This window comes from Floridaenema evergladense BLCC-F167, assembly GCF_041929205.2.
GTDB lineage: Bacteria > Cyanobacteriota > Cyanobacteriia > Cyanobacteriales > Aerosakkonemataceae > Floridanema > Floridanema evergladense.
In genome coordinates this window covers 5853852-5878449 of the sequence record NZ_CM171625.1, presented here as the reverse complement: position 1 = coordinate 5878449, position 24598 = coordinate 5853852, and the positions used below count along the sequence as shown (strand labels likewise).

At 39.1% G+C, this 24598-nt stretch carries 21 protein-coding genes and 1 pseudogene; 10 read left to right on the top strand and 12 right to left on the bottom strand.

The genetic code is table 11. The annotated features are described in order from the left end of the window. Positions 1–60: 60 nt before the first annotated feature. Both ACE1CA_RS28120 and ACE1CA_RS28115 read right to left on the bottom strand, forming a co-directional pair. Entirely contained in the window at positions 61–294 is a 234-nt protein-coding gene (locus tag ACE1CA_RS28120; RefSeq protein ID WP_413278669.1) for a hypothetical protein, read from the bottom strand. Positions 295–637: 343 nt separating this feature from the next. Next, positions 638–1141: a response regulator gene (locus tag ACE1CA_RS28115; protein WP_486517985.1), complete on the bottom strand. Its 504-nt coding sequence runs from the start codon at positions 1139–1141 to the stop codon at positions 638–640. Positions 1142–1349: 208 nt separating this feature from the next. Between ACE1CA_RS28115 and lipA the strand changes: the two are divergent. Together lipA and psaX are read left to right on the top strand one after the other, a co-directional pair. Then, positions 1350–2291, top strand: a pseudogene (gene lipA, locus ACE1CA_RS28110) (lipoyl synthase); the annotation flags it as partial. A 252-nt stretch (positions 2292–2543) separates the two neighbouring features. Continuing rightward, positions 2544–2684 carry a photosystem I protein PsaX gene (gene psaX / locus ACE1CA_RS28105; RefSeq protein WP_413278671.1) on the top strand — a complete coding sequence of 47 codons (141 nt, stop codon included), beginning with the start codon at positions 2544–2546 and terminating at the stop codon, positions 2682–2684. Positions 2685–2776: 92 nt separating this feature from the next. On the opposite strand, the gene ACE1CA_RS28100 is transcribed toward psaX, so the two are convergent. After that, positions 2777–3649: a branched-chain amino acid ABC transporter permease gene (locus ACE1CA_RS28100; protein WP_413278672.1), complete on the bottom strand. Its 873-nt coding sequence runs from the start codon at positions 3647–3649 to the stop codon at positions 2777–2779. A gap of 279 nt (positions 3650–3928) precedes the next feature. Here ACE1CA_RS28100 and ACE1CA_RS28095 point away from each other — a divergent pair, with 279 nt between their 5' ends. Both ACE1CA_RS28095 and ACE1CA_RS28090 read left to right on the top strand, forming a co-directional pair. After that, on the top strand, positions 3929–4603 hold the full coding sequence (locus ACE1CA_RS28095) for a DUF305 domain-containing protein (RefSeq protein WP_486517567.1): 675 nt from the start codon (positions 3929–3931) through the stop codon (positions 4601–4603). A gap of 214 nt (positions 4604–4817) precedes the next feature. Continuing rightward, complete coding sequence (locus ACE1CA_RS28090; RefSeq protein ID WP_413281076.1) at positions 4818–5006, top strand: heavy-metal-associated domain-containing protein; 189 nt, start codon at positions 4818–4820, stop codon at positions 5004–5006. Positions 5007–5075: 69 nt separating this feature from the next. Here ACE1CA_RS28090 and ACE1CA_RS28085 read toward each other — a convergent pair whose 3' ends face one another. The 3 genes from ACE1CA_RS28085 to ACE1CA_RS28075 all read right to left on the bottom strand — a co-directional run bounded on the left by ACE1CA_RS28085 (position 5076) and on the right by ACE1CA_RS28075 (position 7579). Further along, complete coding sequence (locus ACE1CA_RS28085) at positions 5076–5351, bottom strand: FmdB family zinc ribbon protein (RefSeq protein ID WP_413281077.1); 276 nt, start codon at positions 5349–5351, stop codon at positions 5076–5078. A gap of 153 nt (positions 5352–5504) precedes the next feature. After that, positions 5505–6680 (bottom strand): formamidase, encoded by a 1176-nt coding sequence (fmdA, locus tag ACE1CA_RS28080; RefSeq protein WP_413281078.1) that lies wholly within the window; start codon positions 6678–6680, stop codon positions 5505–5507. 266 nt (positions 6681–6946) lie between these two features. After that, positions 6947–7579 (bottom strand): PD-(D/E)XK nuclease family protein, encoded by a 633-nt coding sequence (locus ACE1CA_RS28075; RefSeq protein ID WP_413281079.1) that lies wholly within the window; start codon positions 7577–7579, stop codon positions 6947–6949. 104 nt (positions 7580–7683) lie between these two features. Between ACE1CA_RS28075 and ACE1CA_RS28070 the strand changes: the two genes are divergently transcribed. Then, complete coding sequence (locus tag ACE1CA_RS28070) at positions 7684–8556, top strand: urease accessory protein UreD (protein WP_413281080.1); 873 nt, start codon at positions 7684–7686, stop codon at positions 8554–8556. 62 nt (positions 8557–8618) lie between these two features. Here the strand turns inward: ACE1CA_RS28070 and ACE1CA_RS28065 are convergent, their stop codons facing one another. Further along, the gene (locus ACE1CA_RS28065; protein ID WP_413281081.1) at positions 8619–9347 is read right to left on the bottom strand and encodes a ferritin-like domain-containing protein; all 729 of its coding nucleotides are present in this window, start codon (positions 9345–9347) and stop codon (positions 8619–8621) included. Between the two features lie 112 nt (positions 9348–9459). Here ACE1CA_RS28065 and ureA point away from each other — a divergent pair, with 112 nt between their 5' ends. The 5 genes from ureA (at position 9460) to ureC (ending at position 13328) form a co-directional block, all read left to right on the top strand. Next, positions 9460–9762: an urease subunit gamma gene (ureA, locus tag ACE1CA_RS28060; protein ID WP_413281082.1), complete on the top strand. Its 303-nt coding sequence runs from the start codon at positions 9460–9462 to the stop codon at positions 9760–9762. Between the two features lie 111 nt (positions 9763–9873). Then, positions 9874–10188 carry an urease subunit beta gene (locus tag ACE1CA_RS28055; protein ID WP_413281083.1) on the top strand — a complete coding sequence of 105 codons (315 nt, stop codon included), beginning with the start codon at positions 9874–9876 and terminating at the stop codon, positions 10186–10188. A gap of 24 nt (positions 10189–10212) precedes the next feature. Next, positions 10213–10890 (top strand): Coq4 family protein, encoded by a 678-nt coding sequence (locus ACE1CA_RS28050; protein ID WP_413281084.1) that lies wholly within the window; start codon positions 10213–10215, stop codon positions 10888–10890. 167 nt (positions 10891–11057) lie between these two features. After that, positions 11058–11594: a DUF1349 domain-containing protein gene (locus ACE1CA_RS28045; protein ID WP_413281085.1), complete on the top strand. Its 537-nt coding sequence runs from the start codon at positions 11058–11060 to the stop codon at positions 11592–11594. Positions 11595–11603: 9 nt separating this feature from the next. Continuing rightward, complete coding sequence (ureC, locus tag ACE1CA_RS28040; RefSeq protein ID WP_413281086.1) at positions 11604–13328, top strand: urease subunit alpha; 1725 nt, start codon at positions 11604–11606, stop codon at positions 13326–13328. A 21-nt stretch (positions 13329–13349) separates the two neighbouring features. On the opposite strand, the gene ACE1CA_RS28035 is transcribed toward ureC, so the two are convergent. The 5 genes from ACE1CA_RS28035 to ACE1CA_RS28015 form a co-directional block, all read right to left on the bottom strand. Continuing rightward, on the bottom strand, positions 13350–13577 hold the full coding sequence (locus ACE1CA_RS28035; RefSeq protein WP_413281087.1) for a hypothetical protein: 228 nt from the start codon (positions 13575–13577) through the stop codon (positions 13350–13352). Between the two features lie 369 nt (positions 13578–13946). Further along, on the bottom strand, positions 13947–17447 hold the full coding sequence (locus ACE1CA_RS28030; protein ID WP_413281088.1) for a WD40 domain-containing protein: 3501 nt from the start codon (positions 17445–17447) through the stop codon (positions 13947–13949). Between the two features lie 33 nt (positions 17448–17480). Continuing rightward, on the bottom strand, positions 17481–17732 hold the full coding sequence (locus tag ACE1CA_RS28025) for a hypothetical protein (RefSeq protein ID WP_413281089.1): 252 nt from the start codon (positions 17730–17732) through the stop codon (positions 17481–17483). 437 nt (positions 17733–18169) lie between these two features. Further along, the gene (locus tag ACE1CA_RS28020) at positions 18170–21664 is read right to left on the bottom strand and encodes a WD40 domain-containing protein (protein WP_413281090.1); all 3495 of its coding nucleotides are present in this window, start codon (positions 21662–21664) and stop codon (positions 18170–18172) included. An 88-nt stretch (positions 21665–21752) separates the two neighbouring features. Then, positions 21753–24407 carry an AAA-like domain-containing protein gene (locus tag ACE1CA_RS28015; protein WP_413281091.1) on the bottom strand — a complete coding sequence of 885 codons (2655 nt, stop codon included), beginning with the start codon at positions 24405–24407 and terminating at the stop codon, positions 21753–21755. Positions 24408–24598 lie beyond the last annotated feature (191 nt).

Sequence of the window (24598 nt, the reverse complement as noted above, 5' to 3'; positions counted from 1 at the left end):
CAATGTAGGGACAATTCATGAATTGTCCCTACATAATAGCCGGGGATCTGTTCTAGCTAATTATTGGGGAATGCGACTCATAATTCTTTTTTGACGTTCAGCTGCTTTATCATCATTTTCTAGTTCAGAATGAAGCGGAACTGCGGTAATAATATCTGAAAAATGATTAATATCTTGTTCAATTCCTGCTAAGTTAGCATCATAATCGGGATTTGCCGGATCGGAACTAACTTCAGAGTCAAGAAAACCAGAATCATCAAAATTTGCGTCTGGACTATTTAAATTTAATGTCATTCTCTTGCCTCCATTTAAATGCACAAATTACTATCAATACTGCTGAGTTTAAGCAGTATAATTTACGGAAAATAGAGTATAGAAAAGCTACACAACCCGGGAAAAAACTACTCAGGTGTTAGTCTGATAAACTAATTTAATTATATAACTATCTTTAGGTAAGTTCTCTGGTTTGGCGATCGCAAAAATTGAGAAAATAATTAAATTAATAAAGCATTCACTAAAATGTAATTAACCTTTATTAGTGTTGCCTTTCTTTCCTGGGAACCTTCTGCCATAAAAATAAGCCTAGCAGCGTCCCATGACTACTAGACTTAAGAAAATACTTATTTAACAAAGGCTACTATTTTAATTTCTGCTTAATAAAAGTCATAATTTGAGCCTGTTGTTTCTTCAAAGCTTCTACCTCAGCATTTAACTTAGCAATTTGCTGTTTCAAAGCTTGAATTTCTCCTGCACTTGCTGCACCGTCTTCATCTTTAGGGGGGGCGGGGGGTGCAGGTTCTTTGCCAGGGGGAGGGGCTGGTCTGAGCTTTACTTTCTCCATAGAACTTTTTAAAGCCGCCATTAATTGTTTTTGATCAAAGGGCTTAACAAGAAACTCGATAAATTTAAAAGAAGCATCGGGAATTTTTGATGTTACTTCTTCCTTACGCCCTGACATTACTACTAAGGGAATCTTGCGGAGTTCTGGTTGTTTTTCCAACTCTTGATAAACATCCCAACCACTCATTTTTGGTAAGATGAAATCTAACATAATCCAATTGGGGCGTTCCTTTTTGGCAAGATTGAGTCCTTCTACACCATCTTTGGCTTCTACAATCTCAAACTTACCCGCAGGTAACATATCTTTTACCGTTTTACGGATCACTCCGCTGTCATCAATAACTAAGATTTTGTTTGGCACGACCAATTCCTCTAATAGGGACTATATTACGCTTGACTGAAGTTGCCTCTTAATCATAATGCTAGTTTAGCCAAAGCTCTACAATGTACGTCATGCTATTTATTAAGAGTTTTGTTAACCTCTATTAACATCATAATTCTCTACTATCATGGCTTCTGAAGCTAACCCAACAATTGTATCTAGTTTTGTCAATTCGCAAATGCGATCGGAAATTGCAGCAATGCCTCCTTGGTTAAGACAGCGAGGCATCGGTAAAGCTAGTGAAATTTCTACAGTACAACGAATCATTAAACAAAGACAGATTCATACTATTTGTGAAGAAGGGCGTTGTCCAAACCGAGGCGAGTGCTATTCCCAAAAAACCGCAACTTTTTTATTGATGGGACCGACTTGTACAAGGACTTGTGCTTTCTGCCAGGTGGACAAAGGACACGCACCCATGCCCCTTGACCCCCAAGAACCGCAAAAAGTTGCCGAGTCCGTGCAGTTGTTGGGGTTGCGTTATGTGGTGCTGACTTCAGTTGCCAGAGATGATTTGCCCGATGGTGGTGCGGGTTGGTTTGTCGCCACAATGGAAGCAATTCGCCAACTCAACCCAGCAACCCAAATTGAAGTATTAACCCCTGATTTTTGGGGAGGACAAGGGGATTCAGAAATTTCGCCCGCACAAAAGCAAGATCAAAGAATTGCCACTGTAGTTAAGGCAAAACCCGCTTGTTATAACCACAATATTGAAACAGTGCGGCGGTTGCAAAACCCGGTGCGACGGGGGGCAAAATACGATCGCAGTCTAGACGTTCTCAGAATTGTCAAAAATCTTGACCCAAGCATCCCGACAAAATCAGGTTTGATGTTGGGACATGGAGAAACCGAAGCAGAAGTTATGGAAGCAATGGCAGATTTGAGGGCAGTAGGTTGCGATCGCCTCACTCTCGGTCAATATCTCCGCCCCTCCTTAGAACACCTGCCAGTGCAGAAATACTGGACACCCGAAGAATTCGATCGACTCGGTGCGATCGCCCAAGAACTCGGCTTTTCCCACGTCCGTTCCGGCCCCTTGGTGCGGAGTTCCTACCATGCAGGAGATGGGGAGATGGGGGGATGGGGAGATGGGGAGATGGGGGGATGGGGAGATGGGGAGGTGGGGAGATGGGGAGATGGGGGGATGGGGAGATGGGGAGATGGGGAAGTTAACTCAAAACTCAAAACTCAAAACTCCCCCTACCTCCCCACCTCCCAGTCCCCTTTGTTAAGAGACTAAAAGATTTTTGTCGATTTGTACCAAAAAGCGAGTTTCTTTGGTATTTCTTTAGAAAAGTCTCATCTAAAGGAGCTAAAACTTATGGCTGCTCAAGCCAATCAATCAAGTGGTGCTGTAACCAAAACTGGCAAACCACCATATACTTTCCGTCTAGGTTGGGCACTGTTGCTGTTAGCAGTCAACTTCATTGTGGCTGCTTATTATTTCCATATTCTTGAGTAATTAAGAATTTTTGGGTAGATCGATAAGGAGTCAGGATACAGGAGACGGGATAATTATTCTGTAATTCTGACTTTTGAGTTCTGACTCCTTATTTAAACTGTGCCTTTAAATAAACCTTGGGGACGAATGAGTAGCACGACGATCATCATCAAGAGTGCTACGCCTAATTTGTACTCGCTACCCAAGAAGGGTACGCTGAGTTCTTGAGCTAAACCGATGACTAGGGCACCTGCGATCGCGCCATAAGGGTTGCCAATACCGCCCAAAATTACCGAAGCAAACATCGGCAAAATCAAAAACCAGCCCATATTCGGACGCACTGCGGTAATTAAACCATACATTCCCCCGCCCAAAGCGGTTAAACTTCCCGCAATTACCCAAGTCCAAATCACTACTCGGTCTACATTAATCCCTGTGACACGGGCTAAGTCAACATTATCGGCAACTGCCCGCATTGCTTTGCCAATTTTGGTATTTTGCAGGAGCAAATGTAATGCCACAATTGCTAAAATTGCCAAAATTACTACTAAGATACGATAAAAAGCTATTCTGATGCCAAAAACTTCAATTGCTGGAACTACAGGCAAAGCATAAGATTGGTTGCTACCGCCCCAAATAAAAATGATGCCGTTGCGAAGAAATAACGCCAATCCGATCGAGATAATAATTAGGGTTGTGGAAGTGGCACGGCGATCGCGCATTGGCGACCAAATTATTTTTTCTGACAATAACATTGCCGCAACTGTACCGATCGCCCCTAACATCATCGACAACCAAATATTTATGTTGGCAGTTGTATTCGCTAACCAAGTAAAATAAGCTCCCAGCGTCATAAAATCGCCATGAGCAAAATTGGAAAGGCGCAAAATTCCGTAAGTTAACGTTAACCCAACTGCTGCTAAAGCAATGACGCTACCTACAGCAATTCCATTGACAAATAATTGTGCAGTTTGTTGCAGATCCATAATTTTAGTGAATTACCCTAACAGAAATTTGGGAAGTGCTTATTTATCATGCCTGAAATTGACTAACATTGTACGTTGTTGCGCTTTAGCGCTATTATCTAGAGCGCTAAAGCGCAACAACGTACTTAGAGAATGGCAGTAAGGTACTGAACCAGGAAAAAAACTAAAAAAAAATTAATTTTGGCTTTTTTCTCTTGACTCTCCGCTCATGAGGAGACTTTATCATAAAAATGATGAATTCCTAAAAGCTGAAACAATAGCTTTGGGAGGTTAAAAGATATGTTAATGCCAAACAGATTGTTAATTGCTCTTGCTTTTGCAAGTATTGGTACAGCAACCTTAGCCACTACCCAGGTAACAAAGGCTGATTCACTTTCAGCAAATCAACAAACAAATTCTTCAGTAACAGGTTGTCCCGGAATGATGGGCGGTATGGGAATGGGAATGATGCACTCGATGAGAGTGGAAAATGAGGCTGATTTTCTCACCCAAATGATTCCCCATCATCAAGAAGCGATCGCCACTGCTAAACTATTAAAAGCGGGAACGAATCGCCCAGAAATGAAAAAATTTGCTGATGATATTATCCGCGTTCAAAGTGCAGAAATTCAGCAGATGCGACAATTTTTAAAACAATGGTATCCGAATCAAAATACCAAAGTAACATATCATCCAATGATGCGAGATTTAACTAATCTCAAAGGTGATGATTTGGATTTAGCATTTTTGGAAGATATGCGAATGCACCATAAAGGCGCAGTCATGATGTCTCATCAGCTATTAGGAAATAATTTAGCGAAACATATTGAAGTGAGTAAATTAGCCCAACAAATTAGTATTAGCCAACGTCAAGAAATTCATCAGATGCAAGCTTGGCTAAGAAGTTGGTTTAATGCTGGTGGTATGGGAATGATGAACCCAAGAATGGGTAGTTTTGGTGGACGTTGGCTGTAAATTTTAGATCCCCCTAAATCCCCCTTAAAAAGGGGGACTTTGAAATCAGTTTTTCCCTTAAAAAGGGGGACTTTGAAATCAGTTCCCCCCTTGGTAAGGGGGGTTAGGGGGGATCTAATCGGTAATCTTGATAACTAGTTGCGTTAATCCTAAATTCTGCGATTTAGTAAAATAGTTAGTAACAAAAGATCTCAAACAGGAGTAAAGATCGAACATGGAATTAAAAGTGCCGAGTATGGCTTGTTCTGCTTGTAGCGATACTATTACCAAAGCGATTAAAACGATCGATCCTAATGCTGTGGTACAAGCCGATCCTAAAACTAAGTTAGTGAATGTAGAAACGGAAAAACCGGAGACTGAAATTCGGGAAGCGATCGCATCTGCTGGCTATCCAGTCACATAAGAAACTCAGGTAATTTAGAAATAGAACTTATCTCTAAATTACCTGATTTCAAAGCCATTATTGGTAAATTTAATGACCAATCATCCAAGGTCTGCTAGGCTCATGATGATGGTGTTTATGTGTGTGAGAATGCTTAATTTCTGAACGATTAACTAAGCGAGGTTCTGCACTTTGATCGATGCGAGTTCTTAAAGATTGAGGTGTCATAATTAAGCCAGCTACGGAATAAACTCGTTTAGCTTCCGCTTGGCAAGTTGGGCAAAACATTGGCTTGTTAGTTTCGCTCATACTGCGGAATTTTTCAAAAGTTCCACATTTTTGGCAATCAAATTCGTAAAGAGGCATAGTTGATTTTGGATTTTAGATTTTCGATCGAGGATTGTCAAAGAATACTCCGCTCTTGCAGAGCTTGGAGGTAGAACCTCCCAAATCTCGTTCCCAGGTTCAACCTGGGAACGAAAAATAGAGGCTCCGCCTCTTGGTGCAAAATCTCATACTCTATGTTGGTAAAACATTCTTTTCAAAAATTGCGGTGGGAACTGCGAGGGTACAACAAGCATTAGGAATGTCTACAATGCCACTAATTCGCCCTTCTACTGGTGCGGAACCTAAAAGCAGGTAAATTTGCTCTCCGGTATAACCGAATTTTTTGAAATATTCGATCGCATTCAAACAAGCACGCCGATAAGCAACATGAGCATCTAAATAATATTGTTGTCCGGTAAATTCATCAACAGAAATCCCTTCAAATACCAGATATTCAGAATAACGAGGTTCCACAGGTCCCGGTTTAAAAATTGGATTCGTTAATCCATATTTTGCCACGCCACCTTTAATAATATCAACGTGCAAATCAATGTAACCAGCCATTTCGATCGCACCACAAAAAGAGATTTCCCCATCACCTTGGGAAAAGTGAATATCTCCCATTGAAAGTTTCGCGCCGTCTACATAAACTGGGAAATAAATTCTCGAACCTTTGGACAAGTTTTTAATATCACAATTTCCCCCATGTTCGCGAGGTGGCACAGTTCTGGCTGCTTCTTGGGCAATTCTGTCATATTCTGCACCTTTTAATGAGCCAAGAATTGCGTTTTGAGGGTTAGGTAATGCGGCTAAAGGTGGGACTCTATTTGGGTTAGTTGCTACTAAGTCTGCTTCCCGTTTATTCCAAGTAGCAAGTAAGTCATGAGAAGGCGCACAACCTATTAATCCAGGGTGAGGAATTCCGGCAAATCTGACATCAGGAATGTGACGAGATTTCGTGTAAATTCCTTGAATATCCCAAATCGCTTTTTGAGCAATTGGAAAATGTTCTGTCAGGAAACCTCCGCCATTTTCTTTGGCAAAAATTCCCGTAAATCCCCATTCATATTCTGATAAAGTTCCCACATCTAAAATGTCAACAATCAGAATATCTCCGGGTTGGGCACCGTTGACATGAATTGGGCCACTTAATACATGAACTACCGTTAAATCAACATCTTTGACATCGTTGGGGTTGTCATTATTGCCAATTTGTCCATCTGTCCAATCTTTACATTCAATGCGAAATACAGCCCCCGGATTAACAGAAACTATTGCCGGAATATCAGGATGCCAACGATTATGTCCGACTAATGCTTGTTCGGTAAATGGTTTATTCAAGTCTACTTTGAAGAGAACTTCAGGCATAGTATTCCCCTGATTAGTGAAACTTTTTTGGTGCTATCTGTCCCGCAGATTGGCTAATTAATTTTGCCTTTTAGCTGCACTTAAGTTAAAGATAACTATAACCGACATACTGTATTTTTGAATACAAAAAACTATGAGGATTTGTAACTATTAATTTAGTTATAAGTAAAGTATTGTGTGTTAATATTTAGATTATTAAACAAAGGTTTAAATTTAATAATTGAGATTCGCCAATTTGTCTAAGAATTTGAAGTATTCAATTGCTATTAATTATTAATGACTAATTGGCAGAGGCGTTTTAAAATTCGGAGAACATCGTATAATTCATTGCCAGGATTAAGAGTGGAAAAAGTTTTAGATAAACCGTATTGTGGTCTTTCTCCTTTAACTAATTTTAGAAAAATGAAACTGCCACCTGTGGTAATCATACCAAAACTGGGCTTTTCTGAGTGAGGATTACCTAACATATAAGCGAGGATTTGGGCGCGTCCAGCTTCGATCGAGAAACTAAATTTTTTCGATTCAATTGCCATCACCCAAAATTGGTCTTTCAGCACTAAAACATCTAGCCTACCAGTTATAATTACTTCTTCATCTTCAGAACTAATTGTAATGGATTGTTCTGACTTAACATAAAAGGGAGCTAGATAAAAGTTTCCAATAAATAAAATTGGGTCGAGAACCGACATTTTTACCACATCTTCTAGGAGGGGTGGGTAATTAAGTAAGTTCATATAGCCAGCTTTAACTTTATCTAATTGTTGTTTTTCTAAATCAGTAAGGTCTGGTAAATTTTCTTGCCATTCAGGGAAGAATTGTAAATCTTCTACAAACTGAAGACCGAATTTGTTGATTAAGTCGCGCAGATCGACGTTTTGACCTTGGATTGTTTGCACCATATTCAATATTTTGTTGTAGATGTTGAGTAAACTTAGCTAAATTATAACATTAATATGATAATATTTAGATTATTTTCAATTTGCCCAATACTTATTAATATAAAGTGGACAATAACGCTGCTGAGAAAATAGCGGTTTCTTTATCTTCTGGATGGCAGGGAAAAGTTAATTTAGTTTATGCCGATCGCCAAAACACCACCCAACTAATTCACAATTTAGCGATCGCACCCCTAAAAGTACAAAGACCTTTTTATCCTGAAGGTACTGATATTTGTCACAGCGTAATTTTGCACACTGCGGGGGGAATGGTGGGAGGCGATCGGCTTACTTTCGATATTCAATTACAACCCAAGGCCAAAGCCTTAATCACCACCGCTGCTGCAAGTAAAATTTATCGCAGTAACGGCTTCCAAGCAAAACAAAGTATTCAAATTAAAGTAGATTCTGGCGCTTATTTAGAATGGCTACCACAAGAAAGTATTATTTTTAATGGGGCAAATTATCGGCAAGATTTGCGGGTAGAATTAGCACCGAAAGCCACTTGGTTAGGTTGGGAAATTACCCGCTTAGGACGTAGCGCCAGAGGTGAGAAATTCTTAACCGGAGAATGGCGCAGTTACACTGAAATTTGGCGACAAGGAAAACCTTTGTGGATCGATCGACAATGGCTACCAGCAGGGGAAGAAATGATTAATAGTCCTCATGGTTTAGCCGGACAACCAATAGTTGCTAGTTTAGTTTGGGTAGGTGAAAAAGTCTCGCCGGAAATAGTAGAAAAAGCGAGAGAAATTTGGCAAAATCAACCTGATTTTTCCAGTAAAGGAGAAGCCGGAGTTACCCAAATAAACGAGGGTTTATTATGTCGATATCGGGGCGCTTCTAGTATAGAAGTAAGACATTGGTTTAAACGAGTTTGGGATTTGTTGCGGGTGAATTTTTGCGATCGTCCCAGTTGTCCGCCCAGAGTTTGGCAGTAAAATTAAGTAAAGTATGTTGTTGCGCTTTAGCGCTACAGTTGGCGCTAAAGCGCAACAACGTACTAATTAATTACCAGCTCATTTTCTAATTCTGAAGGTACGCCATCACGCGCCAAGTTAGTCATTTTTCCGCCCTTTTGCAAAAAATCATTAATCATGGCAAAAAGTGCATTAACTTTGCGCGATCGCCATTCATCAGTTAACTGCACAACTTCCGCAGCAGGTAAACGACTTTCTAATGCTTCATAAAGATAAGCTGCATGACCTGTTTCATCTTTTGCTACGCTTAAAATTCCCTTTTTGATATTGTTACTAATGGGATCTTCTGGCAAAGCATTCGCCATTCGCACGAAATCTTTACTAGCATCCAATTCTAGGATGTAAGTACTTGCCATAAATACATCCCATTTAATATTTTCCGGTTTCAAATTTTCACTAGAATAACCTTGGAAGTAAGCTGCAAAAAATGGACTGCGGTTGTTATTATTGCTTTTAGACAAGCTTTTAAAATCAATTATTTGCTTGTTTAATTGTTTCAAAGCTTGGGCAAAAATTTGTCCGTGACGACGTTCATCAGCAGCATGACGCGCCAACTTTTCCGCTAACCAAGTATCGCCTTCAGCAGTCGCCCTTTGACTTAATTTTTCCAAAAAAGGAACTGCGCCAGATTCAGAAAGTTGCAAACTTGCTAACATACTTGGGCGAGTCAGACTGTCGCGCATATTACGCGAAGTTACATAAGCTGCTGCACCAGAGGTTAGAATGTGCAAAATGTTGGTGATAAAGTTCATAATCGAGAGTTCAGTCCTTGTCTGGAAATTTTATGAAAATTAACTCAGAATAATAGCTGATTCTGATACATTCTAAAAAGTGTTATCCAATAATTGCAACCAAGTTGAAACTATGCAACTGACACCCCAGGAAAAAGATAAACTTTTAATTTTCACCGCCGCCCTGTTAGCAGAACGCCGCAAAGAGAGAGGATTAAAACTAAATTATCCTGAAGCCGTAGCCTACATTACTGCTGCTATTTTAGAAGGTGCTAGAGATGGTCGTACTGTAGCAGAATTGATGAGCTATGGAACAACTATACTCAGCAAAAAAGATGTGATGGAAGGGGTAGCAGAAATGGTGCATGAAGTACAGGTAGAAGCAACCTTTCCTGATGGCACAAAATTGGTAACAGTACACAATCCAATTATTTAGTTGCTACCAACAAGAATTGATTTGCGATCGCCCAAACCAACTCCAAAATTTCCCGAATAACTGTGAAAATTGCATTTATAATTTACAACGGACTGACTTTGAGGAGGAAAAATGATACCCGGAGAAATGATCACACCAGAGGGTGAAATTGAATTAAATGCAGGTCGTTATACTCGAAGAATGTTGGTAGCAAATAGAGGCGATCGACCCATTCAAGTTGGTTCACATTTTCACTTTTATGAAGTAAATGAATTTCTAGAATTTGACAGAGAACAAACTAAGGGAATGCGCCTTGATATTCCTGCGGGTACAGCAGTACGCTTTGAGCCTGGAGACGAAAAAGAAGTAGTGTTAGTACCCTTTGTCGGTAGTCGAGAAGTTTACGGCTTTAACGGCAAAATTAACGGGAGTCTACCAGCAACATAAAATTAGTAAATCGGATGATTTTTTATGTTTCTCAAAGATAGACAACGCCGCAATATTGACTACATACAAACGATAAAAGGAGTTGTTACTCTTTTAAGAGATCCCGGACAAACTGATTCTATTTACGATGTAGAAGAAGGTTTACGTAACATTAAAGCTGCTCCATTATCTGTAGAATTTCTCAAATCAAAACCAGAGGTAGCAGCAATTATTGCCGAACGTTACCTAGCACCAGAACCAGATATGAATGCACTGCTAAAATTACCCAAAGGATCTTTAGGATATGAATACGCATCCTATCTCACAGAAGCAGGTTTTGACCCAAACTTTTACCGCAAAATTGCAGTAGTAGATGATGTCAGTTATGTGTTTTTAAGAATTCGCCAAAGCCATGATATTTGGCATATAATTACAGGCATGAAAACTGATGTGATTGGGGAATTGGGATTAAAAGGATTTGAATTAGCTCAAACTCGTAGACCCATGTCAATTATATTATTAGCTGGTGGGTTACTACGAACTTTGTTAAGTTCTCCAGAACATTTGGATCTGTTATTAGATCGGATTGCTGTAGGTTATAGAATGGGAGCTAAAGCTAAACCATTTCTTCTGGCGCAAAAGTGGGAAGAAAATTGGGAAAAATCTGTGGCTGAATGGAGGTCAGAATTAGGAGTTGAATTGGCTCCTGTTTATGTTCCATAATAAGTTTTGGGTGGGCTAAATGCCCACTTTTTTTAAATTTGAACGATCGCAACCTCCTACTTTATGCTTATTTGGGTAAGTCGCGTTTTTTCCAAAAAATTTTAGGTTTGTTAATTCAAAATAACCGTAAAATCAACTTGATAAGCTTTGATTAGTAAAACTTAATTATGGAATGGTACAACACACCACCAAATTGGCAAGTTCAAGGTGATACAATAAATGTTAATTCTGGCGCAAAAACCGACTTTTGGCGCGAGACTCACTACGGTTTTATCCGAGACAACGGTCACTTTTTCTATCAAACAATTCAAGGAAACTTTGTTGTTGATGTGAAAGTTAGCGGTGAGTATCGGGATCTATATGACCAAGCGGGAATTATGGTGCGGTTGGATGAAGCCAACTGGTTAAAATGTGGCATTGAATTTGTCGAAGGTGTGCAACAAATTAGTGCTGTTGTTACCAGAAATTATTCCGATTGGTCAGTTGTACCATTACCACAAAATCCCGCTTCTATTTGGATTAAAGTAATTCGGCGTGGCAGTGCGATCGAAGTAAAATACTCTTTCGATGGCAAAGATTACACAATGCTGCGATTGGCATATCTTACCCCAAAAGTAACAGTAAATGCTGGTTTAATGTGTGCCTCTCCCGATGGAAATGGCTTTTCCACTAAGTTTGAAGAATTTAAAATTAGCCAATTGTGAGGAGTTATTATGAGTTATAGAATGGATCGGCGGGCTTATGCAGAAACTTATGGGCCAACGGTGGGCGATCGCATCCGTTTAGCCGATACAGAATTATTTATTGAAGTAGAACAAGACCTGACAACCTACGGCGATGAAGTCAAATTTGGCGGCGGCAAAGTAATCAGAGATGGCATGGGACAATCGCCAATTTCTAACAGTGATGGTGCCGTTGATTTAGTAATTACTAATGCTTTAGTCGTCGATTGGTGGGGGATTATTAAAGCAGATATTGGCATTAAAGATGGCAAAATTTTTAAAATTGGTAAAGCTGGAAATCCTTATATTCAAGACAATGTAAATATTATTATTGGCCCCGGAACTGAAGCTTTAGCTGGGGAAGGCATGATACTTACTGCTGGTGGTATCGATTCGCACATTCACTTCATTTGTCCGCAACAGATTGAGACAGCGATCGCATCAGGTGTAACCACAATGATCGGTGGTGGTACTGGCCCCGCTACAGGCACAAATGCTACGACCTGCACTCCGGGGCCTTGGAATATTTACCGAATGTTGCAAGCTGCTGATGCCTTCCCCGTCAACTTGGGATTTTTGGGCAAAGGCAACAGCAGCAAGCCTGAAGGTTTGGAAGAACAAGTACTCGCAGGGGTGATGGGGTTAAAACTGCACGAAGATTGGGGAACCACACCAGCAACAATTGATACTTGCCTTAGCGTTGCCGATCGATTCGACGTACAGGTAGCAATTCATACTGACACTCTCAACGAAGCCGGATTTGTGGAAGCTACGATCGCCGCCTTCAAAAATCGCGCCATCCACACTTACCACACCGAAGGCGCAGGCGGAGGGCACGCACCCGACATTATTAAAGTGTGCGGCGAGTTAAATGTGCTACCTTCTTCCACCAACCCGACTCGACCTTACACTTTGAACACTCTGGAAGAACACTTAGATATGCTGATGGTGTGCCATCACCTTTCGCCCAGCATTCCCGAAGATGTCGCCTTTGCAGAGTCGCGCATTCGCCGGGAGACGATCGCAGCTGAAGACATTTTGCACGACTTGGGCGCATTTAGTATGATTTCCTCCGACTCGCAAGCAATGGGAAGAGTAGGGGAAGTGATAATTCGTACTTGGCAAACCGCCCACAAAATGAAAGTACAAAGAGGAATTCTCTCCCCTACATCACAAGGAGAAATGCAGGAGAGAGCAGACAACTTCAGGGTAAAGAGGTATGTAGCTAAGTATACTATTAATCCGGCAATAACTCACGGAATTGCTCAATTTGTTGGTTCGGTAGAAGAAGGAAAATTAGCAGATTTATGTCTTTGGAAACCTGCATTTTTTGGCGTAAAACCAGAGATAGTGATTAAAGGTGGTGCGATCGCTTATGCCCAAATGGGAGATGCTAACGCCAGCATTCCCACACCTCAACCCGTGCATACTCGCCCGATGTTTGCTAGTTTTGGGGGTGCGATCGCGGCAACATCATTCACCTTTGTTTCCCAAGCAGCATTAGAAAGAGAAATTCCCGCCCAGTTGAAATTGCAAAAAAGTGCGATCGCAGTATCAGGAACTCGCCAAATTACCAAGCGAGATTTGAAATTAAACGATGCTTTACCACAAATCGAAGTCGATCCAGAAACCTATCAAGTTAGGGCAGATGGAGAATTATTAACTTGCGAACCTGCAACAGTTTTACCAATGGCACAACGGTACTTTTTATTTTAATGTACCGAACAAAGATTGCCATTAGCAAGACTTAACATCTTCAGTTTTGTCTTCTTGGAATTTGTTACCTTGGCTGCCTCGTCCTCTGCTATCAGGAGAACCATTATTATCTGGAACGGCTTCAGCTAAAACAGAGAACCCAGAATTGTCGATGTTATTTTTAGCATTATTAAACCATTTTAAGTTAGCGTAAGAAATTGCAAATCCGCTTAAAATGATTACTTCTAACAGAATTAAAACTAACTTCATTTGCTTTTACCTCCACTACTTCTTGTACAAGATGATGAATACTAGCTGCAATTTGTTCCCGATTTATCACTCAAGTTATGATTTGTTTTCCCCTATTAAAGTTTAGTTATATATAGATGATAAATAATTCTTCATAGATAGGCTATAAAGATCCGGAAAAATAGAAAATTTTCTGGTTTCTAGCACCCTATATTATTAATTATAGAGAATGTGTGAATTTATGCAATTGGTGAGACTACCACTCTTTTCCCCATTTGGCAAGTATAGAACTTCAGCAAAAATTTACTTGATTATACGTAAATAAGGTTTTCCAGCTATTTGCTGATAGCTGAAGTTTAGTTCTTTTGTATTAATTAGAAAATCTAAAAACTAGGGAATTGTTGCACAAATACGACGTGAGTTCGGATGAGTAACAAAATAATCTTTTAACCATAAGCAACCACGCCTCAGCAACTCGTCTAATCCTTCCACGCGCCAACGCTTTACCGTACCATCTTCTCCCACAGTAACTAAATACTTTCCGTTGGGGCTAAAACTCACATTGTAAACCCTACCTTCATGGCCTTTAAAGTTAGCAATTAACTGTCCCGATGGCAACCATAACTGTGTTGTTCCGTCTTGTCCAGCAATAGCCAACAGCTTACCATCTGGGCTATAAGTAGCATTCAATACTCCGCCTTGACCAGTAGTAAACTTATTTAATTCTTTACCAGATAAGTTCCAAACTCGGATGGTTGTATCAGTTCCACTACTAACTAAATGTTGACCATCTGGACTAAAGTTAATACTTAAAACTTCGCCTTCATGACTCCTAATTTTGATTATCTGTTGTCCTGATAAATCCCAAAGTCGAATAGTACCATCTTTTCCGGCTGAACCTATGTATTGCCCATTCGGACTAAAAGAAACGCTATTAACTGAACCTTGATGACCTTTAAACAGAATAGGTTGCTGTAGTGCGGAAATTTTCCAGAGGCGCACAATCCCATCTTTTCCACCTGTAACGATACTTTGATTATCGGAACTAAAACTAGCACTGTAAACTCTATCTGGATGAATTAGCGATCGCACTAACCTTTTTGATTCCCAACTCCATAATCTCACTTGATAGTCATTTCCTGTTGTCGCTAACAACTTTCCATTCCGACTAAAAACTATAGTATTAATTCCATCTTTATGACAATTAAATTTAGCTAATTGCTTGCCTTGGAAGTCCCAAACTTTAGCTATACTATCTTGTCCAGCTGAAGCAAAATACTTTCCATCAGGGCTAAAAGTCACACTCCAAACCTCTGCATTGTGACCCTTCCAACTTGATACTAATTGCCGAGAATTTGTCAGAGGCCATTCCAAATTCCAAATTCGCACTTTCCCATCTCCGCCTGCTGTGGCTATGATTTTTTTATTAGGACTAAAACTTAGACTTTCCACTCGTTTTTGATGACTAGGAAATTCTGCTATTAATTGTCCAGATATATCCCAAAATCTAGCTTTTCCATCAATTCCGGCAGTAGCTAGGTATTTTTCATCGGGACTAAAACTGATATTTAATACGGAATTTCGGCTATTTCTCCATTTTGCTAAAGGTTGTCCGAAGGATTTTTCGGCAAGATTCCAAAGTTGAACAATTCCATCTTCTCCAGTAGTGACTAGGCGTTGTTTGTTTGGAGCAAAACTAAGACTAATGACAGACCCTTGATGTCCGATTAACTTCTTAAGTTCCCTTCCTGATGGATTCCAAATTCTTGCTGTTCCATCTCTACCAGCAGTAGCAATATATTTGTCATCAGGACTAAAAATTGCATTCCAAATTGAGCCTTTATGTCCTTTTAATTCAACTAATTGTTTACCTGATAAATCCCAAATTCGCGCCATCCCATCTTCTCCCGCCGTAGCAATATATTTGCTATCGGGACTAAAATTCACACTCCGCACTGACTTATTATTATGACTAATAAATTTTATAATTTCTTTCCCCGAAAGACCTAAAATTTCGATAATTCCATCCTCGGCTGTAGTTGCTATATACTGTCCATTGGGACTAAAAGCCACGCTAAAAACTCGACCCGAATTAATATTAAAATAATTTTGTTCCTTAATGTTACCTAGTATCTCTTGAAGAGTTGATAGTGTTGATTCTGAACTGATTACTGGGTCTTTCTGCGATAAATGAGAAGATTTAATAATTTCTTTTAAGCGATTTCCTGATTTGATGGTTGATAGTAAAGCTTCTAATTGCCCGCTTTTAAATTGTCGCGAAGTTTTATCTGCTGATTGTTCTATTTTGACAATTTCTTTTAATTGTTTAACTTTTTTCTTACTTATTTCAAAAATTGTATTTCCCCAAAAAGCAACAGCGATCGCACAAGCCGTAGTTAAAGATAATACTGTAAAACCTGCACGAATCATCTTTCTGGCTTTTTTTTGTGCTTCTGTAAGTACCAGAATATCCTGTTGCGCTAACTCCTTGGCTCTTCTTTCTGCTTCCAAATCTCTCTTTACTTGCTCTGCTTTTCTTTCTGCTTCAATAGCTTTTCTTTCTGCTTCCAATACCTGTTGCAATTCTCGATTCTTTAAATTTTGACTCGCTGCTAAAAATAGATGATCTTCATTACTCAAATGTTTGTCTACAGACCAATCTAGAGCATCTTCTAATGCTTGTCCCCGGAGTAGACGCGAGTCATTACAATTTGAAGCAACCCAAGCTGCTAAATTTTCTGCATAAGGGCGCAGATTTGCTAATTCTTTCTCCACCCAGCTACTATTAAAAACTGCTGCATAAATACGGTTATAAACTTTTAAGCTTCCTTCCTGCTTAACTACTAACCCTGCTAGCCGCAATCTCATTTGTTCGCTACTGTCATTCTCTGTTATGCTTTGATGTTGCAGAATTTGGTGATAAATTCCTAGCAAGCGATTACATTGTTTTTCATTGCAAAAAAGACGATCGCGTATCGTTTTCAAATGCTCCGGTTCATCCTGCGTTTCCCAATTTTCAATAATACATTTTACGACCAATCTCTCAACCCACTTCTCAATTAAATCTTTCTCTTCTTTCTCTGCGTCTCTGTGGTTCAATTCTTTTATTTCAGAGGATGTACGAATTAATTGACAAACTTTCTGAGTCAAAAAAAGTTGCCCGCCTGTCCAATCCAACACTGCTTTTAATACTGCTTGAGGATTACTAACTTTACTTGCCAATCCTTCAGCTAAAGGCTGCGCTTCATGGAATTGAAACCCATTTAATTGAATGGCTTTTCCAATATTAAACGGCGTTCGATTTTTGTCAGAAATCAAATCGCTAGGCGTTGCCACTCCCAACAAAGCAAAAGTTAAACGTTTATATTCTGGTCGATCGGCACGTTTGTTATACCAGGCACGAATCGCAGCAAAAAAATCATCTAAGGAGAAACTTAAGCTCAGAATGCTATCGATCTCATCTACAAATATCACAATTTTTTGTGGAACTTCTATCAGCAATATAGACTCGATAAATTCGCTAAAGCGTTGCACTGGAGAAAGATGATCGCGATCGCGCCACCAACTTCTCAAATTTAAGTTAATTTGTAAAGTAGCGATCAACCTTTGAATGATACCCGCATACCACTGTTCTAGAGTAATCTGTTGGCTACCAATTGCCGTAATATCGATCGCAGCACAAGCAATTCCATCTGCTTGCAACCGCTGCATTGTCTGCACTCGCAAGCTAGACTTACCCATTTGCCGAGAGTTCAACACATAGCAAAATTCACCCGACTTCAAACCAATATATAAGTCATCATCTGCTTGTCGTCTCACATAAGTGGGTGCATCAATTGGCAGGCTTCCACCGACTTGATAATGATATACTGAATTGTCTGTCGGACTCATGGAAACTATTAATTTTTGTTTCTAGTATATTTTTCATACTACAGAATTTTTTCCGTAGCGATAGACAAGAAATCTTATATCATCGTTAATATAAGGAGAATCTTTCAGCCTGCCTCTTCCCCTCCTTCTAGGAGAGCCTCTATCTGGTGGAACAGCTTCGGATAAAAGTTGGTAATTAGGGCGATCGATATTATGTTTGGCAGTATCATGATTATTAAAATCTAGCCAAAAACTGTCTAAGCTATTCAGTAAAAGTATTCCTAAAATCATCGCGATCGTCTTCATTTTATTTACCTCATTCCTTCCAATTAAATCGATAAATAATTGTACTCATTCTCTTCAGCACCACTACTATTAACATTGAATAAGTCACCCCGTAAGCCTCAAACATATTTTCCTAATATCGCGTTCAAATCAGGAAATTTATTCTCTAAAATTTATTACTAAAAATATTTCCTTAAAAATACTAGTTATTTTCCTCAAATCCGGATCTTCACTTACGAAAATTTTCAATTATGTAATAAAATAGATCTTTCCTTACAACTAAGTACAGAATTCCTCTACCTTTTGACTTCTCTTGTTAATAATGTTAAGAAGTAACCCGGATTAATTAATCTAATGCCTGAATATATTAATAAATTCCCATTCCCAATCTCTAGTTCCCAGTACCCAAAACCAAAGTTTTCCACCACAACTAGAAGAGAATCTGAAACTTAAGAAAATTAACGGCAAATCCGAGATTCTTGCGGATGAATTGCAAAGAAATTCTTTAACCATATACAACCACGCTTTAATAACTCATCCAAACCTTCTACACGCCAAAGTCTTACGGTACCATCCATTCCCGCAGTAGCTAAATATTGTCCATTTGGGCTAAAGCTACTACTATAAACTCTGCCCTTATGACCACTAAATTGAGCAATTCGTTGTCCCGACAGTAACCATAGTTGTACTGTACCATCCTGTCCGGCTGTTGCCAAAACCTGACCATCCGGGCTAAAAGTCACGCTCAAAAGTCCACCTTGATGAGTATTAAACTTATTCAGTTCTTTGCCAGACAAGTCCCAAAGTCGAATAGTAGTGTATCCAGTACTAGCTAAAGTTTGTCCATCGGGGCTAAAACTGACGCTCAAAACTTCACTATCATGCAGCATAGTTTTCACTTGCTGGCGCTTAGACAAATCCCAAAGTCGAACCGTGCCATCATCTCCTGCGGTGGCTAGAAATTGACCATTTGGACTAAAAGCAACCGCATAAACTAAACCTTCATGACCTGAGAGAGTAATAGGTTGGGTTTGAGATAATTTCCAGAGGCGAACAATACCGTCATTTCCTGCTGTAGCAATACTTTGTCCATCTGGACTGAAACTGACGCTATAAATTCGATCTGGATGAATCATTGACTTGATTAACTTTTTCTCTCGCCAATTCCATACCTCTACTTTACCATCATTTCCTGCGGTAGCTATCAAACGCCCATCACGATTAAAAACCACGCTATTAATCCCACTATTATCTTTATTTGAAAGACGTTTGAATTGGGCTAATGTTTCTCCTTTTAAATTCCAAACTTTAGTTACCCCATCTTCTCCTGCTGTAGCGAGATGTTCCCCATCTGGGCTAAAATTAACGCTCCAAGCTTCAGCGCGATGTCCTTGCTTTTGGAAAACTAGTTGGCGAGAAGTTCCAAAGATATTTTCTAAGTTCCAAATTCTGACTCTCCCATCTGCTCCCGCTGTGGCAAGAATCTTACCATTTGGACTAAAATTAACTTCTTCAACTCGTTCCTGATGACTGGGAAATTCAGCTAATTGTTCTCCTGATAGGTTCCAAAGTCTGGCTTTACCATCTACTCCTGCTGTAGCCAATAATTTCCCATTAGGGCTAAAATTTACGCTTAAAACTGCATCTCGGCTACTTTTCCATTGTCTGATTAGCCTTCCAGAAATGTTAGAAAGTCGAACGTTACCATCTATTCCTGTGGTAGCCAAGTACTGTCCATCTGGGCTAAAACTCAAGCTAATAACGGAATATCGATTTCCGGTGAATTTCCACAACTGTTTTCCTGATAGTTGCCAAAGTCTGGTTGTCCCATCTTCACCAACAGTACCTAAATATTTACCATCAGGACTAAAACTAACTTTCCAAATTGCTCCTTTGTGACCTTTTAATTGGGTTAGTTGCTGTCCGAACAAATTCCAAATGCGAACAGTTCCATCTTCACTAGCTGTAGCGAAATATTTACTATTTGGACTGAAACTTACATTTGAAATAGGGCGTTTATGTGCTTTTATTTGTATTAGTTGTTTCCCGGAAAAATTCCAGATGCGAACAGTACCATCTTCACCAGATGTAGCCAGGTATTTACTATCAGGACTGAAAGTAACACTGCGAACGGAACCTTTGTGACCTTGCAGTTGGGTTAAGACTTTTCCTGAAAGGTTTAAAATTTTAACAATTCCATGCTCTGCTGTGGCAGCTAAGTACTGTCCATTGGGGCTGAAACTTACACTAAAAACTCGACCTGAATGAATATCAAAGTAATTTTCTTCGGTAATATTGTCTAAAATACTTTGTAATGTTGATACTGGGCTAGGTGCAGAATATTCTTGCCATTGCCGAGAGTTATGTACTACTTCTTTTAATCTTTTTCCGGTTTTAATTGCGGATAATAAACCTGCGATTTGGTCTGTGCTAAATTGTCGCCAAGAGCTGGCTGCGGCTTGTTCTAATTTTAGTTCTTCTTTTGCTCTTTCAACGTTGATGTTTGCTCCTAGTACTATGGCGATCGCAGAAATTGAAGTTAACAGTAATACTGCCACTCCTCTACGAATTGTCAGTTTGGCTCTCTGTTGCGCTTCGGTTAAAATTTTATTAGCTTCAATTTGGGTTTTTAGTTCAATTTGTACTTGTTTTTTGTCTACTTCTTGACTAGCATCTAAAAATTGATAATCTTCGTTATTTAATATTTTACCTACTGCCCAATCTCTGGCATCTTGCAAAGCTTGACCGCGCAATAATCGAGATTGGTCTTGACGATTTGAGGCTAACCAAGCTGTCAATGCTTCGGCGTAAGGTCGGAGATTACTTAATTGTTTTTTCACCCAATTCAAGTGAAAAACTGAAGCATAAATTGGATTATAAACTTTTAATTTTCCCTGCTGTTCGACAACCACACCTAATAAACGCAATTGCATTGACTCTAGGCTACCATCAGCTATAATTTCTCTATATTGTAAAATTTGTTGATATAGTCCCAAAATTCTCGCTAGATGTTTACCTTTGTTCAAAAAGCGATCGCGAATTGTCCGCAAATGTTCCGGTTCATCTTGAACTTCCCAATTTTCAATTATCCGGCTTTGTACTAAATTTCTAATCGCCTCTACTTCTGCACCTTCATTAATGAAAATCTCCGAACTTCGGACGATTTTACATAGTCTTTGAGTTAAAAAAGGTTGTCCACCCGTCCAGTATAAAATCTCTTTTAATACTGCTTTAGGATTGCTGGCTTTATCCATTATTCCACTAGCTAACGGTGCAGCTTCTTCTAACTTAAATCCCGATAATTCAATGGCTTGACCAATATTAAAAGGTGTGCGGTTTTTATCATGAATTAAATCTGAAGGAGTCGCTACACCTAATAAAGCAAAGCTCAATCGTTGATAATCTGAATTTTCGGCTCTTTTGTTATAACAAGCGCGAACAAAAGCAAAAAAATCATCGCTAGAAAAGTTTAAACTGAGAACGCTATCAATCTCATCTATAAAGATAACAATAGGCTTTTTAACTTCTTTTAATAAGACTTCTTCAATAAAGTCACTAAAGTTTTGTAATGGTGAAAGATATTGGCGATCGCGCCACCAATTCCGCGAACTAACCGTTAACCCAAAACTCGTTACCAATTTATGCGTAATTCCAGCATACCATTGTTCTATTGTGATATTCTGGCTACCAATTGCTGTTAGGTCAATTCCCGCGCAAACTATTCCTTCTGCTTGTAATCTTTGCATTGTTTGAATTCGCAAACTAGATTTACCCATTTGGCGCGAATTCAATACATAACAAAACTCTCCAGATTTTAAAGCTTGATATAAGTCTCGATCGGCTTGTCGTTTAACATAAGTCAACGCATTGACTGGCAAACTACCGCCTACTTGGTAATAAGAGTTTAAATGATAATCCTGATTCATTTGTGTATTATTGAGAGCGATCGCCATAAATTTTATAATGATTACTTTTGCACCCTCATTAATTCAATTTTTTTTACTTTAGGCTAGATTTAGCAAGAAAAAAATCAGTTCAATCCTATGTATTTACACCTCCTATTTGCTGTAATTTCTCAGGATGACTGTTTAGATAATCTTGCAACCAATCACCAGCTTTTGTTAACAACTCATCCAAACTAAAAATTTCCCAAGAAGTGACTGTACCATCCTCACCCCGACTAGTTAAATATTGTCCATCAGGACTCAATCCCACATCATAAACTCTTGTATATTGGCTACACAACAACATAAAAGGTTTCCTTAAATCCCAAATTCGGAAAGTTCCGTCTGCGCCTGCGCTTGCTAAAAACTTTCCATTTGGACTAAAGCAAACATCCCTAACGGTACCCTGATGACCATTCAATTCTAATAAAAGTTTTCCTGATAAATCCCAAATTTTAATTGTACTATCCTTACCAGCAGTGGCGATATACAATCCATCAGGACTAAAACTAATACTTTTAATTTCGCTATGTTCAGTTTGCCAGTGAGACATTTGTAGTATAGAAAAATCCCAAAGTCGGAGAATATTTTTTTCTATCATTACTAAGCGTTGTCCAGTCGGACAAAAAGTAATCTGAGTAATTTTTGCTGAGATAGTTTGATTCACTTTCAATTCCAACGGTTGTTGTTGAAAACGCTTCCATAACTTAACTACTCCGCTACGAAATGCCACAGTAATACATTCTCCATCAGGGTTAAAACCAACTGTGGTTATCCAACTTGGATGAATATTTCTGTGAGCTATTTTCTGTCCAGATAGATTCCAAAATTTAACTCCATCTTCAGTCATTGTAACTATATTTTTCCCGTTAGGGCTAAATTTAGCTTCAATTACTGCACTGTGATGACGATCGATTTGGTTAATATATTGTCCAGAGAAATTCCAAATTCTAGTAGTATTATCCTCTCCTGTGGTAACTAAATACTCTCCATCAGGGCTGAAATTCACACCCCAAACTTCTCCTTTATGGGCATCATACTCGATTAATTTTTGCCCTAATATATTCCATATCTGGACTTTACCGTTACGACATCCAGTTGCCAAATGCTGGCTATCAGGAGAAAATCTAATCGAAGTAATTCCTAGCCAATTAGCAAAAATTTTATTTTTCTCCCGAATATGTTCTAAAATAATTTGTAAACCTAATAATGGACTGAGGCTAGGATAGTTTGTTAAAGAAATTTCGCTATTAATCAGTGATTTCAAAGCTTGTCCTGCTTGCAATGCTAATAATAATGCGTCAATGTGTTGGCTTTCAAATAATCGTAAAGCAGTAATACCAGTTTGTTCGATACTCGCTGCTTCTTGAGCAATTGTTTCCTCATTTTCAGCAAAGGAGTGAGTTTTTTTTAATTTTTGATGAGCTTGAATAATTTCTCTGGTTTCTAATAATTGGCTAGCAGTTAAAAATTGAAAATCTTGTGGGCTTAAGCTTTTATCTTCTGCCCAATTTAAGGCATCTTGTAAGACTTTTCCGCGCAATAAATAAGCTTCATCTTTTCTGTCTGTGGCTTCCCAAGCAACGATCGCTTCTGCGTAAGGACGTAAATTAGCTAAAGCTTCATCTACCCACTGACGATTAAAAACTAATTCATAAATTCGATTATAAACTTTCAATTTACCATCTTTTTTCACAATTAATCCCGACAATTGTAATTCTAATTGATCAAAATTATTATTAGCTAAAATTTCGCCTTGCTGCAAAATTTGTTGGTACATTCCCAATAATCTTCCTGGCTGCTGACAACTTCTTAATAGGCGATCGCGTATTGTCCGCAAATGTTCCGGTTCATCTTGCGCTTCCCAGTTGTGTATAATTTGAGAATTAATAATCTTTTTAATCCAATCGGGTTGGTGATAAATTTTATTTTTAGGATGTAAGTTCGCTTCGCAGCTGAGGTAATTCTGAATTACTCGACAAACCTTTTGCGTTAGAAAAGGCTGTCCGCCAGTCCAGTCTAACACTTCTTTTAAAACCTCTTTCGGAGCAGGAATTTTTCCCGGAAATCCTTTAAACAAAGGCTCTACATCTGCTAATGTAAAACCACAAAGTTGAATGGCTCGACCAATATTAAAAGGCGTACTTTGGTGTTTAGCATCAATTAAATCATTAGGAGTTGCTACACCCAATAATGCAAAAGTTAACCGCTGATATTCTGCGCGATCGGCCCGATTATTATAACAAGCTCTAATTGCCGTAAAAAAATCATCGACTCGGAAATTTAAACTTAGAACGCTATCAATCTCATCTATAAAAATGACAATTTTTCGCTCAATACGGCTCAATAATACTTCTTCAATAAACTCATTAAATCGCTGTACGGGAGAAAATAAATCTCTTTCTCGCCACCAACTGCGTAAATTAAAATTACCCGCTAAATTAAAACTATTAACTAACCTTTGAATAACTCCTGCATACCATTGTTCTGGAGTGATTTGCTGACTACCGATCGCCGTAATATCGATCGCCGCACAAGCCACACCAGACTCTTTTAAACGCCGCATAGTTTGCACTCGCAAACTAGATTTACCCATTTGTCGGGAGTTTAAAACATAGCAAAATTCACCCGCTTGTAACGCCTCGAATAACTCATCATCTGCCTGTCTTTTTACATAAGTGGGAGCATCTACTGGTAGACTCCCTCCCACTTGGTACATATCCGCAGAATTTCTTAAATTTAAGTTAGCCATTCCATTTTAGATTTTAGATTTTCTCCGCTGCTCCCCTGCTAAAACGCCGATTCAGTATTGTAGTCGGGGATGAGAAACCGGGTTTCTTTCCCTAGCGCAGTCGATATTTTGTTACCCCAAGCCAAAGAAACCCGGTTTCTGGGATTACTGAATTGGTGTTCTAGGCTTAACCAGCAACTTAAATTACTAAC